At 62.3% G+C, this 14429-nt stretch carries 11 protein-coding genes; 10 read left to right on the top strand and 1 reads right to left on the bottom strand.

The features are described from left to right. Positions 1-52: 52 nt before the first annotated feature. Positions 53-1780, bottom strand: a complete 1728-nt coding sequence (locus BLS27_RS15755) for a S8/S53 family peptidase (RefSeq protein ID WP_090345554.1) — start codon at positions 1778-1780, stop codon at positions 53-55. Between the two features lie 150 nt (positions 1781-1930). On the opposite strand from BLS27_RS15755, the gene BLS27_RS15750 reads away from it, so the two are divergent. The 10 genes from BLS27_RS15750 (at position 1931) to nuoH (ending at position 14428) form a co-directional block, all read left to right on the top strand. Then, positions 1931-2695: a secretin N-terminal domain-containing protein gene (locus BLS27_RS15750; RefSeq protein ID WP_180962721.1), complete on the top strand. Its 765-nt coding sequence runs from the start codon at positions 1931-1933 to the stop codon at positions 2693-2695. Positions 2696-3183: 488 nt separating this feature from the next. Further along, complete coding sequence (gene aceA / locus BLS27_RS15745) at positions 3184-4509, top strand: isocitrate lyase (RefSeq protein WP_043209162.1); 1326 nt, start codon at positions 3184-3186, stop codon at positions 4507-4509. 188 nt (positions 4510-4697) lie between these two features. Next, the gene (locus tag BLS27_RS15740) at positions 4698-5360 is read left to right on the top strand and encodes a lysoplasmalogenase (protein ID WP_177343685.1); all 663 of its coding nucleotides are present in this window, start codon (positions 4698-4700) and stop codon (positions 5358-5360) included. Between the two features lie 379 nt (positions 5361-5739). Continuing rightward, the gene (locus BLS27_RS15735) at positions 5740-6153 is read left to right on the top strand and encodes an NADH-quinone oxidoreductase subunit A (protein ID WP_043209159.1); all 414 of its coding nucleotides are present in this window, start codon (positions 5740-5742) and stop codon (positions 6151-6153) included. A gap of 9 nt (positions 6154-6162) precedes the next feature. Beyond that, positions 6163-6840 carry a NuoB/complex I 20 kDa subunit family protein gene (locus BLS27_RS15730; protein ID WP_043209157.1) on the top strand — a complete coding sequence of 226 codons (678 nt, stop codon included), beginning with the start codon at positions 6163-6165 and terminating at the stop codon, positions 6838-6840. A gap of 79 nt (positions 6841-6919) precedes the next feature. After that, positions 6920-8701, top strand: coding sequence for an NADH-quinone oxidoreductase subunit C/D (gene nuoC / locus BLS27_RS15725; protein ID WP_043209154.1), 1782 nt, complete (start codon positions 6920-6922; stop codon positions 8699-8701). A gap of 2 nt (positions 8702-8703) precedes the next feature. After that, positions 8704-9201 carry an NADH-quinone oxidoreductase subunit NuoE gene (gene nuoE, locus BLS27_RS15720; protein ID WP_043209152.1) on the top strand — a complete coding sequence of 166 codons (498 nt, stop codon included), beginning with the start codon at positions 8704-8706 and terminating at the stop codon, positions 9199-9201. Beyond that, positions 9198-10577 (top strand): NADH-quinone oxidoreductase subunit NuoF, encoded by a 1380-nt coding sequence (gene nuoF / locus BLS27_RS15715; protein ID WP_043209150.1) that lies wholly within the window; start codon positions 9198-9200, stop codon positions 10575-10577. Before nuoE ends, nuoF begins: the two co-directional genes overlap by 4 nt. 132 nt (positions 10578-10709) lie before the next feature. Next, complete coding sequence (nuoG, locus tag BLS27_RS15710; protein ID WP_043209148.1) at positions 10710-13424, top strand: NADH-quinone oxidoreductase subunit NuoG; 2715 nt, start codon at positions 10710-10712, stop codon at positions 13422-13424. After that, positions 13421-14428, top strand: coding sequence for an NADH-quinone oxidoreductase subunit NuoH (gene nuoH / locus BLS27_RS15705; protein WP_043209145.1), 1008 nt, complete (start codon positions 13421-13423; stop codon positions 14426-14428). The genes nuoG and nuoH overlap by 4 nt, the downstream gene beginning before the upstream one ends. Position 14429 lies beyond the last annotated feature (1 nt).

Raw genomic sequence — 14429 nt, 5'->3', positions numbered from 1 at the left:
CGAGGGGCGCGATGTTACGAGATTTGTCCGATAGCGACCACCGATCGGCAGCTCAGCGCACGCGCTCGCGACTCTGTACCGCCAGGTCCAGTGCCCGCAGCATGTCCAGACGCGCCGAACGCCCCAAATCCGGATGCTGCAACTGGCCATTGCGTTCGGAAGGCAGGATTGGCGCGGTCAGGTCTTCGGCGTCCATGGCTTCGAAATCCTGCTGCGGGCCCAAGGTCAGCGCACTGCGGCGCAGCAGCATGCGCACCTGGTCGGGGGTCAGCTGTGGGTTGATCGACAGCATGGCAGCCACTGTGGCAGTGACCAGCGGGGTCGCATAGGAGGTACCGCAATGGACCCTGCCTTGCGGCGCAGGACGGATGCAGGCAGCAGCACTGATATCCACACGCATGTCGACATTGGAGCTGCGCCGCTTGGTCACGTGGGTCGGGCTTTCGAGCGCAACGGCTTGGTCGCTGCGTTGGTGGCCGCCGACCACCAGCAACTGATCGGTGATGAATGACGACGGCAGGCGATATTCATCCCTTCCAGACCAGGAAGCACCGTTGCCTGCCGAATTGACCACTACCACATCCGGATGTGCCTTGCGCAACCACAGGAAGAATTCCTCTAGCAGTTCTTCATAACCGCTCATGGCGAGCCCTGAGCGTACCAGCGAGTCCACCTCATCGCCCCGTACGTCCCTGGCCCCGACGCGGTGGATACCCCAGCTCCAGTTCAGCACCCTCACGCCATCCTCGACCAGATTCACCGAGGCGGCGATGTTGGCAGTGATTCCAGCATCGGCATTGCGCTCGACGATCACTTCGAAGCCCGGGGCGGCCTTGCCCAGCCCAGTGAGAAAGCCGCCTGGCGCGCCCTCGCCGCCTCGTCCGGCGAGAATCCCGGTGACCTGCGTGCCATGGCTTTGCGCCTGGTCGCCATCCCGGGCGTACACACAGGTTTCGCCCGCACCGCAAGCGCCGCGGTAGGCCATGAATGCCGGAGCATCGAAGTCCACCGCCCGCTCGATCACGCCGATCCGCAATGGCTTTACGGGCACCTTTGAGGCCGGGATACGGCGCTGGTAATAATACAAGGCATCCATGAAGCGATTGGCAGCCCATTCCTGGGCCTGATCGATGGGCGGCTTGGCGACTTGCACAGCGCCTTCCTCGCCGCGTTCGGGCGCGGACTCCTCGACGATCACTGCATCCACACTGGTTTCGCTGCCGATACGCAGGATCATCGCGTCCCGCTGCACCAGGTCATGGACTGGCAAGCGCAACTGATAGACGTTGAGCGGAGCAATCGCGCCGACGACCTGGGCGCCATATTTGTCGGCGATGCGCTGCGCTTGACGCAGACCGTCGTGATGTTCCTCGATCAATACACTGACCAAGTTCAGGTAGGTGGTCAGGCCATCCATGTTCTTCGCCACTTCGTCGGGCCCTGCGGCCAGCACATGGCTGCGCTGGCGCGTGAGCCAAACCGGATTGCTCCTCTGGCCGCGGGCTTCGAGCCACAACGGGGCGCTGCGCTGGCGGGGCGGATCGAGGGTCAATGTGAGCGTGTCGCCCTGACGCACCACATGCGTTTCGGACAACGGCTGGTCACCGAGCCACACCGCAGGCTTGCCTTGCTCCAGCCCCTGGACCCGCAGACACCATCGCTGCGGGCCTTCGCCCAGCAGATCGCCACAACGTTGCAGTTGCTGGATGCGCAAGGGTTGCTGTGCGGCCACGGCCGCGCTCAAGGGCAGACAAATCAACAAGACGAGCAAACGCAGCATCAGGGCAGTCCTTTGGGCTTCTTGTGCTGCGACTGCCAGGCCCTGTCAAAGGTTCAGGCAGCCTGCTGCGGGGCCTTCGCAAGCCCGCAAGCAACATGAGCTGCCCAGCCTGTGATCCAGACCCAGCAGAGGCGCGACAAATTTGCCATCATGATCATTCCACCTGCGGAGATCATGGACATGCCGCTACGCCCCTTCATCACGTCTTTTCTGTTGGCCATCAGCCTCACCGCCCAGGCGGCCACCGAGGTGCTGCCACTGCAACATCGCACCAGCGCCGAAATGCTGCCTACCGCTCAGTCATTCCTGGGCAAGGACGGCACGGTCAGCACCTTCGAGAACAAGCTGATCGTCAATGCCAGCCCCGAGCGCATCGATGACCTGCGCGCACTGTTGCAACAGCTCGACACTGCGCCCAAGCGCCTGTTGATCAGCGTCGACAACGACGACAGCAACTTCCAGGACAACCGTGGCAACGCCCGCATCATCCATTACGGCACGAGCAACCGTGAGGGCGGGATGCAGCAGATCCAGGCCAGCGAAGGCCAGCCGGCGTTGATCCAGATCGGTCAGAGCATTCCCATCACCAGTACCAGCACCGACGGCTACGGACGCATTCAAAGCGACACTGAATACCGCAATGTCACCCAGGGTTTCTATGTCACGCCGAGCCTGAGCGGCGATACGGTTCGTCTGCAAATAAGCACCAATAATGACCGAATGAGCCTTGAACGTCAGGATGTAGTAAAAGTTCAAAGCACCGACACGACCGTCACCGGCAAGCTCGGCGAGTGGATCACCCTGGCCGGGTTCAATCAGCAGAGCCAAGCCGAACGTAGCGCCTCAAGCTACACCTACAGCACCCAACGGGGTGAAAACATGACATTACGCGTCAAAGTCGACCTTCTTGACTGATCCCAGGCAATTCAAGGCCTCGACCAAAGGCCTTGAAACTGACCGAAGAGTCTCATTAGACCAAAGATGTAGTAAGCGAAAAAAACCACTACAAAACATTTGACAGGTACTTTTTTCCAAGGGCATGATGGCCTCGCTCCCGCTAATCAGAGGCCCTGGCAAGGGCCTTCGAGACGCGCTCCTCCTTACCCCTGGGGGCGTCTCGTGTCTATACGGCCCACAAGGCGGTTCGACGGGATAGTGACTGCAACGAAGAAGTTGTCCCGAGGGACGGAAGCGCATCACCGCAGTACCTGGCAGTCCTGTCGCACCGCAGCAAGGCATCCACGAGCCGACCTGCCGCCACACCTCGCCCGGCCCTGCACCTCTTCCCCTTCGAGCCTCCCTCGTACGCACTCACCTTCCGCCGGACAGGACAGCCGCCAGGCTTCTGAACCGCAGAGCACAAGCACTTACTTCAAAGACTGATGCGACGAGGTTTTATTTCCATGGCACTGACACGCGAACAGCAAATTGCAGCCCTTGAGAAAGACTGGGCCGAGAACCCGCGCTGGAAAGGCGTGACCCGTACCTATACCGCCGCCGATGTCGTCCGCCTGCGTGGTTCCCTGCAGCCGGAGCACACCTTCGCTCGCCAGGGTGCAGAGAAACTGTGGAAGCTGGTCACCGAAGGTGCCCATCCGTCCTTCCGCCCTGAAAAAGATTTCGTCAACTGCATGGGCGCCCTGACCGGCGGCCAGGCAGTCCAGCAGGTCAAGGCCGGCATCCAGGCCATCTACCTGTCTGGCTGGCAGGTGGCCGCCGACAACAACTCGGCCGAGTCCATGTACCCTGACCAGTCGCTGTACCCGGTCGATTCGGTTCCGACCGTGGTCAAGCGCATCAACAACGCCTTCCGCCGCGCCGACCAGATCCAGTGGAAAGCAGGCAAGAACCCAGGTGACGAAGGCTACATCGACTACTTCGCACCGATCGTGGCAGACGCCGAAGCCGGTTTCGGCGGCGTGCTGAACGCCTACGAACTGATGAAGAACATGATCGAGGCAGGCGCAGCCGGGGTTCACTTCGAAGACCAGCTGGCCTCGGTGAAAAAATGCGGCCACATGGGTGGCAAGGTACTGGTCCCAACCCAGGAAGCCGTGCAAAAACTCGTTGCTGCCCGCCTGGCTGCGGACGTCGCTGGCGTACCGACCATCATCCTGGCCCGTACCGACGCCAACGCCGCTGACCTGCTGACCAGCGATTGCGACCCGTACGACCAGCCGTTCGTGATCGGCGAGCGCACGCGTGAGGGCTTCTATAAAGTCCGCGCCGGCCTCGACCAAGCCATCGCCCGCGGCCTGGCCTATGCCCCGTATGCCGACCTGATCTGGTGTGAAACCGCCAAGCCGGACCTCGAAGAAGCTCGCCGCTTCGCCGAGGCGATCAAGAAGGAGTACCCGGACCAGATCCTGTCGTACAACTGCTCGCCATCCTTCAACTGGAAGAAGAACCTGGACGACGCCACCATCGCCAAGTTCCAGCGCGAACTGTCGGCCATGGGCTACAAGCACCAGTTCATCACCCTGGCAGGCATCCACAACATGTGGCACGGCATGTTCAACTTGGCGCACGACTACGCCCGCAACGACATGACCGCCTACGTCAAGCTGCAGGAGCAGGAGTTCGCTGACGCCAGCAAAGGCTATACCTTCGTGGCGCACCAGCAGGAAGTCGGCACCGGCTACTTCGACGACATGACCACCGTGATTCAAGGTGGCGCTTCGTCGGTAACCGCCCTGACCGGCTCGACCGAGGAAGAGCAGTTCCACTGAGTGTGACGCCCTTCGAACGAGGCCCGACCCTGCAAAGGTGTCGGGCCTTTTTCTTTATCGAGTGGCAACAACGTTGTTCCTACACGTATTTCTGATTACCACGTAGGAACCCGCTTAGCCCTCAGCGTTCGCAGCACAGCCGGCAACATGGGTCTATGCTTGTGGCTACCCAGCAGCAAGGACCGCCCATGCCCCGTCCAAGCCATCTGATCGCCATCGCCCTCACGGCCGCCGCCTTCTATATATATGCATTGGCCAGCGACAATACCCTGCTCGCATTGCTGGCCAAGCCATTGCCAGTGCTGGCATTGATTGCCTGGCTATGCAGCGCTCCTGCGACGCCCTACACGCGCTGGATCAGTATCGGACTCGGTTTTTCGGTACTGGGCGATATCATTTTGGCCGTTCCACGCGATTGGTTCGTTTTCGGCCTTGCAGCCTTCTTCTGCGCACACCTGGCCTACCTGCATGCCTATTGCCGCATCACTCGGCGCCCCGCCCTGGCCACACTGGCGGTATGTGTACTGCTCACCTGCGCGCTGTTCGCACTGCTGGCCAGCCACGGCCTGGGGTCCTTGCTGATACCCGTGGCGCTTTATGCCTTGGCGATTGGTGCAATGCTCTGGCGCGCCCTCGCCTGCGGTGGGCTGGCTGCAATCGGAGCCGGCCTATTCGTGTTCTCCGACAGCCTGATCGGCATCGACCGCTTCGTCATGCCATTCGCCGGCGCCCAATTCTTGATCATTCTCGCCTACTGGCTGGGCCAATGGGCAATCGCCGCGTCGGCTTATCGTGGCTCAATCGATAAACTGTTGATTCAGAGCGGTGCAAGACGCGAGCCCAGCTGCTAGAACGAGAGGCTTTCTTATTTGCAAGATACACGCTGGAAAAATGAACTTTGCAAGCGTCAGGCCAGGTTTAAAACAACACATCAGGCCAAATGATATTAATTATCATTACTGGCGCAAAAGGTCGTTACATGATGCAAGAAACATAATTAACAAAAGCGCGTGCAATGCCCGAAACTCAAGGGTTTCAGCCATTTAGGAGATTTTTTTGTTCTTAATCCTACGAATAAATTTGCCACAGAAATTTTACTTGCACCGGGTTTACCCATAAAATCAGCCCGATTGATTCAGCTGCGACATTTGGTCACTGCAACCGCGACACGCGTCGCCGCTCTACTTATTTCAGACTGCAGAGCTGGGTCTCTGTATAAGGATTTCTAGCATGTCCGATTCGGTAGGACTCATCGCCCACAACTGGGGCTTTGCCATCTTCCTCCTGGGTGTCGTCGGCCTGTGTGCCTTCATGCTCGGCCTCTCCAGCCTGCTCGGTAGCAAGGCTTGGGGTCGCGCCAAGAACGAACCCTTCGAATCCGGCATGCTGCCCGTCGGCAGCGCCCGTCTGCGCCTGTCCGCCAAATTCTATCTGGTCGCGATGCTGTTCGTGATCTTCGATATCGAAGCCCTCTTCCTGTATGCATGGTCTGTGTCCGTCCGCGAAAGCGGCTGGACCGGATTCGTCGAAGCACTCGTTTTCATTGCAATTCTGTTGGCTGGTCTTGTCTACCTATGGCGCGTCGGGGCGCTCGATTGGGCTCCCGAAGGTCGCCGCAAGCGGCAAGCGAAGCTGAAACAATGAGGCTTTGGCATGCAATACAATCTCACCAGAATCGATCCGGATGCGCCCAACGAGCAGTACCCGGTCGGTGAACGGGAAACCGTCACCGATCAACTGCTAGAGGACCAGGTCCACAAGAACATCTTCATGGGCAAGCTCGAAGATGTGCTGCGTGGCGCGGTCAACTGGGGTCGCAAGAACTCCCTCTGGCCGTACAACTTCGGCCTGTCCTGCTGCTACGTGGAAATGACCACGGCCTTCACGGCACCCCATGACATCGCCCGCTTCGGCGCCGAAGTCATCCGGGCCTCGCCCCGTCAGGCCGACTTCATGGTCGTCGCCGGCACCTGCTTCATCAAGATGGCGCCGATCATTCAGCGCCTCTACGAGCAGATGCTCGAACCCAAGTGGGTGATCTCCATGGGCTCGTGCGCCAACTCCGGCGGCATGTACGACATTTACTCGGTCGTTCAGGGGGTCGACAAGTTCCTCCCCGTGGATGTCTACGTGCCTGGCTGCCCGCCTCGCCCCGAAGCCTTCCTGCAGGGCCTGATGCTGCTGCAGGAGTCGATCGGCCAGGAGCGACGCCCGCTTTCCTGGGTTGTCGGTGATCAAGGCATTTACCGTGCCGAGATGCCCGCCCAGAAAGACCTGCGTCGTGAACAGCGCATCCAGGTCACCAACCTGCGCAGCCCCGACGAAGTCTGATCCAGCGACATGCCGCCCGCTCCGGAAGGAGCCGGCGGCCTGGCTTCATTCTCTACGTTGACTCAAAGCGACCGAGACCATGACAGCGGACACCGCTATTTATATTCCGCCTTACAAGGCTGACGACCAAGATGTGGTCGTCGAACTGCACAACCGTTTTGGCGCAGACGCATTCGTCGCCCAGGAAACCCGCACCGGCATGCCGGTCCTGTGGGTAAACCGCGCCCAGCTCAAAGACGTCCTCTCCTTCCTGCGCAACGTTGCCAAGCCGTACAGCATGCTGTTCGACCTGCACGGCGTGGACGAGCGCCTGCGCACCCAGCGCCGCGGCCTGCCGGCTGCCGATTTCAGCGTGTTCTACCACCTGCTGTCGGTCGAACGTAACAGCGACGTGATGATCAAGGTGGCCTTGAGCGAAGGCGACCTGAACCTGCCGTCGGTCACCGGCATCTGGCCAAACGCCAACTGGTACGAGCGCGAAGTCTGGGACATGTTCGGCATCGACTTCGCCGGCCATCCGCACCTGTCGCGCATCCTCATGCCACCGACCTGGGAAGGCCACCCGCTGCGCAAGGACTTCCCGGCGCGCGCCACCGAATTCGATCCGTACAGCCTGAACCTGGCCAAGCAGCAGCTTGAAGAGGAATCGGCGCGCTTCAACCCCGAAGCCTGGGGCATGAAGCGTCACGGCGCCAACGAGGACTACATGTTCCTCAACCTGGGTCCCAACCACCCTTCGGCTCACGGTGCCTTCCGTATCGTCCTGCAACTGGACGGCGAAGAGATCGTCGACTGCGTTCCGGACATCGGCTACCACCACCGTGGTGCAGAGAAGATGGCCGAGCGCCAGTCCTGGCACAGTTTCATCCCCTACACCGACCGCATCGACTACCTCGGTGGGGTGATGAACAACCTGCCGTACGTCCTGGCTGTCGAGAAGCTGGCCGGCATCAAGGTGCCGCAGAAGGTCGACACCATTCGCGTCATGTTGGCCGAGTTCTTCAGGATCACCAGCCACCTGCTGTTCCTGGGTACCTACATCCAAGACGTGGGCGCCATGACCCCGGTGTTCTTCACCTTTACCGACCGCCAGCGGGCCTACACCGTGATCGAGGCGATCACTGGTTTCCGTCTGCACCCGGCCTGGTACCGCATCGGTGGCGTCGCCCACGACCTGCCACGCGGCTGGGACAAGCTGGTCAAGGACTTCGTCGAATGGCTGCCCAAGCGCCTGGACGAGTACGAAAAGGCTGCGCTCAAGAACAGCATCCTCAAGGGTCGTACCATCGGCGTCGCCGCGTACAACACCCAGGAAGCGCTGTCGTGGGGTACCACCGGTGCCGGCCTGCGTGCCACCGGCTGCGACTTCGACCTGCGTAAAGCCCGCCCCTACTCCGGCTACGAGAACTTCGAGTTCGAAGTACCGCTGGCCCACAACGGCGATGCCTACGATCGCTGCATGGTCCGCGTCGAGGAGATGCGCCAGAGTATCCGCATCATCGACCAGTGCCTGCGCAACATGCCGGAAGGCCCGTACAAGGCGGATCACCCGCTGACCACGCCGCCGCCCAAAGAGCGCACCCTGCAGCACATCGAGACCCTGATCACCCACTTCCTGCAAGTCTCGTGGGGCCCGGTCATGCCGGCCAACGAGTCGTTCCAGATGATCGAGGCGACCAAGGGCATCAACAGTTACTACCTGACGAGCGATGGCGGCACCATGAGCTACCGCACCCGGATCCGTACCCCGAGCTACCCGCACCTGCAGCAGATCCCATCGGTGATCAAAGGCAGCATGGTCGCGGACCTCATCGCGTACCTGGGCAGTATCGACTTCGTTATGGCTGACGTGGACCGCTAAGCATGAACAACACGCTTATCCAAACCGACCGTTTCGTCCTGAGCGAAACCGAGCGCTCGGCCATCGAGCATGAGATGCACCACTACGAGGATCCGCGCGCGGCGTCCATCGAAGCCCTGAAGATCGTTCAGAAAGAACGTGGCTGGGTGCCGGACGGCGCCATCTACGCCATCGGCGAAGTCCTGGGCATCCCAGCCAGCGACGTCGAAGGCGTGGCCACCTTCTACAGCCAGATCTTCCGCCAGCCGGTCGGTCGCCACATCATTCGCGTCTGCGACAGCATGGTCTGCTACATCGGTGGCCACGAGTCGGTGGTCAGCCAGATCCAGAGCGAGCTGGGCATCGGCCTGGGCCAGACCACTGCCGATGGCCGCTTCACCCTGCTGCCGGTCTGCTGCCTGGGCAACTGCGACAAGGCCCCGGCACTGATGATCGACGATGACACCTTTGGCGACGTGCAACCTGCCGGCGTCGCCAAACTGCTGGAGGGTTACGTATGACCATCACTTCCTTCGGCCCGGCCAACCGCATCGCGCGCTCGGCTGAAACCCATCCGCTGACCTGGCGCCTGCGTGACGACGGCGAGCCGATTTGGCTCGAAGAGTACCAGGCCAAGAACGGCTACGCCGCCGCCCGCAAGGCGCTGGCGCAAATGTCTGCGGATGATATCGTCCAAAGCGTCAAGGACTCCGGCCTCAAGGGCCGTGGTGGCGCAGGCTTCCCCACTGGCGTGAAGTGGGGCCTGATGCCCAAGGACGAGTCCATGAACATCCGCTACCTGCTGTGCAACGCGGACGAAATGGAGCCCAACACCTGGAAAGACCGCATGCTGATGGAGCAACAGCCCCATCTGCTGGTCGAGGGCATGCTGATCAGTGCCCGCGCCTTGAAGGCCTACCGCGGCTACATCTTCCTGCGTGGCGAATACACCACTGCGGCCAAGAACCTCAACCGCGCCATCGAGGAAGCCAAGGCCGCAGGCCTTCTGGGCAAGAACATCCTCGGCAGCGGTTTCGACTTCGAACTGTTCGTGCACACCGGTGCCGGCCGCTACATCTGCGGTGAAGAAACCGCACTGATCAACTCCCTGGAAGGCCGCCGCGCCAACCCACGCTCCAAGCCGCCCTTCCCTGCCGCCGTCGGTGTGTGGGGCAAGCCGACCTGCGTGAACAACGTCGAGACCCTGTGCAACGTTCCGGCCATCGTCGCCAACGGCAACGACTGGTACAAGTCGCTGGCCCGCGAAGGCAGCGAAGACCACGGCACCAAGCTGATGGGCTTCTCCGGCAAGGTGAAGAACCCTGGCCTGTGGGAACTGCCGTTTGGCGTCACCGCCCGCGAGCTGTTCGAGGACTACGCCGGTGGCATGCGCGATGGCTACAAGCTCAAGTGCTGGCAGCCAGGCGGCGCCGGTACCGGTTTCCTGCTGCCCGAGCACCTCGACGCACAGATGTATGCCGGTGGCATCGCCAAGGTCGGCACCCGTATGGGTACGGGCCTGGCCATGGCGGTCGACGACAGCATCAATATGGTCTCGCTGCTGCGCAACATGGAAGAGTTCTTCGCCCGAGAATCGTGCGGCTGGTGCACCCCGTGCCGTGACGGTCTGCCATGGAGCGTGAAGATGTTGCGCGCCCTGGAGAAAGGCCAAGGCCGTGCCGAGGACATCGAGACGCTGCTGGGACTGGTCAACTTCCTCGGCCCAGGCCGGACCTTCTGTGCTCACGCACCGGGTGCCGTCGAGCCTCTGGGCAGTGCCATCAAGTATTTCCGGTCCGAGTTCGAGGCCGGTGTCGCCCCAGCCAGCGCTGGCGACGCCCTGCGCCCGAACCTGGCCAAGCCGATACCGACCGGGCCGGTCGTGGTCGGCGCATAACAAGATGAATCGCGGATGGTCCGTGCCATCCGCCAGCCTGCAGGCCGGCCCGAACGATTCGTGGCTGGCCGCAGGCTCACCGATTTCCATTAGCCACGCCTGCTCACGCGGGCCAACGAAGAACTTTGAACCATGGCCACTATCCACGTAGACGGCAAAGCGCTCGAAGTCAATGGTGCGGACAACCTGTTACAGGCCTGTCTGTCGCTCGGCCTCGACATCCCCTATTTCTGCTGGCACCCGGCGCTCGGTAGCGTCGGCGCCTGCCGGCAGTGCGCGGTCAAGCAGTACACCGACGAGAACGACACCCGCGGTCGTATCGTCATGTCCTGCATGACCCCTGCCTCCGACGGCACCTGGATCTCCATCGACGATGAAGAATCCAAGGCGTTCCGCGCCAGCGTCGTCGAATGGCTGATGACCAACCACCCGCACGACTGCCCAGTGTGCGAGGAAGGCGGTCACTGCCACCTGCAGGACATGACGGTAATGACCGGCCACAACGAGCGCCGCTACCGTTTCACCAAGCGTACCCACCAGAACCAGGACCTCGGCCCGTTCATCGCCCATGAGATGAACCGCTGCATCGCCTGCTACCGCTGCGTTCGCTACTACAAGGACTACGCAGGCGGTACCGACCTGGGTGTCTACGGCGCCCACGACAACGTGTACTTCGGTCGCGTCGAAGACGGCGTGCTGGAGAGCGAGTTCTCCGGCAACCTGACCGAGGTCTGCCCGACCGGCGTGTTCACCGACAAGACCCACTCCGAGCGCTACAACCGCAAGTGGGACATGCAGTTCGCCCCGAGCATCTGCCACGGCTGCTCCAGCGGCTGCAACATCAGCCCCGGTGAGCGCTATGGTGAACTGCGCCGTATCGAGAACCGCTTCAACGGCTCGGTCAACCAGTACTTCCTGTGCGACCGTGGCCGCTTCGGCTATGGCTACGTCAACCGCAGCGACCGTCCACGCCAACCGCACCTGGCCGACGGCACCAAGCTGGGCCTGGACGCTGCCCTGGACAAAGCCGCCGACCTGCTGCGCGGTCGCACCATCGTCGGTATCGGCTCGCCACGCGCCAGCCTGGAAAGCAACTATGGCCTGCGTGAGCTGGTCGGCGCCGACTATTTCTATTCGGGTATGGAAGCCGGCGAGTTGGCCCGCGTGCGCCTTGCTCTCGAGGTGCTCAACAATAGCCCGCTGCCCGTGCCGACCCTGCGCGACATCGAAGACCACGACGCTGTGTTCGTCCTCGGTGAAGACCTGACCCAGACCGCCGCCCGCGTCGCACTGGCCGTGCGCCAGGCCACCAAGGGCAAGGCCGAAGCCATGGCCGACGCCATGCGCGTACAACCGTGGCTGGACGCTGCGGTCAAGAACATCGGCCAGCACGCGCTGTATCCGCTGTTCATCGCCTCGCTGGCTGAAACCAAGCTCGACGACGTAGCCGAGGAGTGCGTGCACGCAGCGCCGGCGGACCTGGCTCGCCTGGGCTTCGCCGTGGCCCACGCCATCGATCCGAGCGCACCTGCCGTTGACGGCCTGGACGCCGAAGCCAAGGCTCTGGCCCAGCGCATCGCCGATGCCCTGGTCGCAGCCCAGCGTCCGCTGGTAGTCGCCGGCACTTCCCTGGCCGACCCCGCACTGATCGAAGCCGCCGCCAACATCGCCAAGGCCTTGAAGCTGCGTGAGAAGAACGGCTCGCTGAGCCTGGTGGTGCCAGAAGCCAACAGCCTCGGCATGGCCATGATGGGCGGTGAGTCCGTCGACGCCGCGCTGGATGCCGTCATCAGCGGCAAGGCCGACGCTATCGTAGTGCTGGAGAACGACCTGTACGCCCGCGTGCCGGCCGCCAAGGTTGACGCTGCCCTGGCCGCGGCCAAGGTGGTGATCGTCGCCGACCACTCCAAGACCCCGACCACCGACCGCGCCCATCTGGTGCTGCCGGCGGCCACCTTCGCCGAAGGCGACGGTACCCTGGTCAGCCAGGAAGGCCGTGCACAGCGCTTCTTCCAGGTGTTCGACCCGCAATACCTCGACAGCAGCATCCTGGTTCACGAAGGCTGGCGCTGGATGCACGCCCTGCGTGCGACCCTGCTGAACAAGCCGGTCGACTGGACCCAACTGGATCACGTCACCAGCGCCTGCGCCGAAGCCGCCCCGCAACTGGCCGGCATCGTCAACGCAGCGCCTTCGGCCGCGTTCCGCATCAAGGGCTTGAAACTGGCCCGTGAACCGCTGCGCTATTCCGGTCGTACTGCCATGCGCGCCAACATCAGCGTGCACGAACCGCGTACCCCGCAAGACAAGGACACCGCCTTCGCCTTCTCCATGGAAGGCTACTCGGGCTCGGCCGAACCGCGCCAGCAGGTGCCATTCGCCTGGTCGCCGGGCTGGAACTCCCCACAGGCCTGGAACAAGTTCCAGGACGAGGTCGGCGGCCACCTGCGCGCTGGCGATCCAGGCGTGCGCCTGATCGAGCCGCAAGGCGATCGCCTGCACTGGTTCACCACCATCCCGGCGGCCTTCAACCCGGCCCGCGGCACCTGGACTGCCGTGCCGTTCTACCACCTGTTCGGCAGCGAAGAGTCTTCTTCCCGCGCCGCCCCGGTGCAAGAACGCATCCCGGCCGCCTACGTGGCACTGGCCAAGTCCGAGGCCGACCGCCTGGGCGTCAACGAGGGTGCCCTGCTGAGCCTGAACGTGGCAGGCGTCTCCCTGCGCCTGCCGCTGCGTGTCAATGAAGAGCTGGGCGCTGGCCTGGTCGCGCTGCCGAAAGGCCTGGCCGGCATTCCGCCTGCCATCTTCGGAGCATCCGTCGAAGGTCTGCAGGAGGCAGCACAATGAGCTGGTTCACCCCCGAAGTGATCGATGTGATCCTCACCGTCGTCCGGGCCATCGTGGTCCTGCTGGCGGTGGTGGTCTGCGGCGCGCTGCTCAGCTTCGTCGAGCGTCGCCTGCTGGGTTGGTGGCAGGACCGCTACGGTCCGAACCGTGTCGGCCCGTTCGGCATGTTCCAGATCGCTGCCGACATGCTGAAGATGTTCTTCAAGGAAGACTGGAACCCGCCTTTCGTCGATCGCATGATCTTCACCCTGGCGCCAGTCGTGGCCATGAGCGCCCTGCTGATCGCCTTCGTGGTCATCCCGATCACTCCGGTCTGGGGCGTGGCTGACCTGAACATCGGTCTGCTGTTCTTCTTCGCCATGGCCGGTCTGTCGGTGTATGCGGTGCTGTTCGCCGGCTGGTCGTCGAACAACAAGTACGCCCTGCTCGGCAGCCTGCGTGCTTCGGCCCAGACCGTGTCGTACGAAGTGTTCCTGGGCCTGGCGCTGATGGGCGTGGTGGTTCAGGTCGGTTCGTTCAACATGCGCGACATCGTCGACTACCAGGCACAGAACCTGTGGTTCATCATTCCGCAGTTCTTCGGCTTCTGCACCTTCTTCATCGCTGGCGTCGCCGTGACTCACCGTCACCCGTTCGACCAGCCAGAAGCGGAACAGGAACTGGCTGACGGCTACCACATTGAATATGCCGGCATGAAGTGGGGCATGTTCTTCGTCGGTGAGTACATCGGCATCATCCTGATCTCGGCGCTGCTGGTGACCCTGTTCTTCGGCGGCTGGCACGGCCCATTCGGCCTGCTGCCACAGGTTCCGTTCCTGTGGTTCGCCCTGAAGACCGCGTTCTTCATCATGCTGTTCATCCTGCTGCGCGCGTCGATTCCGCGCCCACGCTATGACCAGGTGATGGACTTCAGCTGGAAGTTCTGCCTGCCGCTGACCTTGATCAATTTGCTGGTGACCGCTGCGATCGTGCTCTACAACACGCCAGCCGTCGCGGCCCAGTGAG

It is taken from the genome of Pseudomonas guariconensis, from assembly GCF_900102675.1.
In the GTDB taxonomy this organism is placed as follows: Bacteria; Pseudomonadota; Gammaproteobacteria; order Pseudomonadales; family Pseudomonadaceae; genus Aquipseudomonas; species Aquipseudomonas guariconensis.
This window is presented reverse-complemented; position numbering and strand designations above follow the sequence as displayed.

Excerpts from the sequence above, each read along its gene's own strand:
- BLS27_RS15755 (WP_090345554.1), bottom strand. The coding sequence starts at position 1,780 with ATGCTGCGTTTGCTCGTCTTGTTGATTTGTCTGCCCTTGAGCGCGGCC.
- BLS27_RS15750 (WP_180962721.1), top strand. The coding sequence starts at position 1,931 with ATGATCATTCCACCTGCGGAGATCATGGACATGCCGCTACGCCCCTTC.
- aceA (WP_043209162.1), top strand. The coding sequence starts at position 3,184 with ATGGCACTGACACGCGAACAGCAAATTGCAGCCCTTGAGAAAGACTGG.
- BLS27_RS15740 (WP_177343685.1), top strand. The coding sequence starts at position 4,698 with ATGCCCCGTCCAAGCCATCTGATCGCCATCGCCCTCACGGCCGCCGCC.
- BLS27_RS15735 (WP_043209159.1), top strand. The coding sequence starts at position 5,740 with ATGTCCGATTCGGTAGGACTCATCGCCCACAACTGGGGCTTTGCCATC.
- BLS27_RS15730 (WP_043209157.1), top strand. The coding sequence starts at position 6,163 with ATGCAATACAATCTCACCAGAATCGATCCGGATGCGCCCAACGAGCAG.
- nuoC (WP_043209154.1), top strand. The coding sequence starts at position 6,920 with ATGACAGCGGACACCGCTATTTATATTCCGCCTTACAAGGCTGACGAC.
- nuoE (WP_043209152.1), top strand. The coding sequence starts at position 8,704 with ATGAACAACACGCTTATCCAAACCGACCGTTTCGTCCTGAGCGAAACC.
- nuoF (WP_043209150.1), top strand. The coding sequence starts at position 9,198 with ATGACCATCACTTCCTTCGGCCCGGCCAACCGCATCGCGCGCTCGGCT.
- nuoG (WP_043209148.1), top strand. The coding sequence starts at position 10,710 with ATGGCCACTATCCACGTAGACGGCAAAGCGCTCGAAGTCAATGGTGCG.
- nuoH (WP_043209145.1), top strand. The coding sequence starts at position 13,421 with ATGAGCTGGTTCACCCCCGAAGTGATCGATGTGATCCTCACCGTCGTC.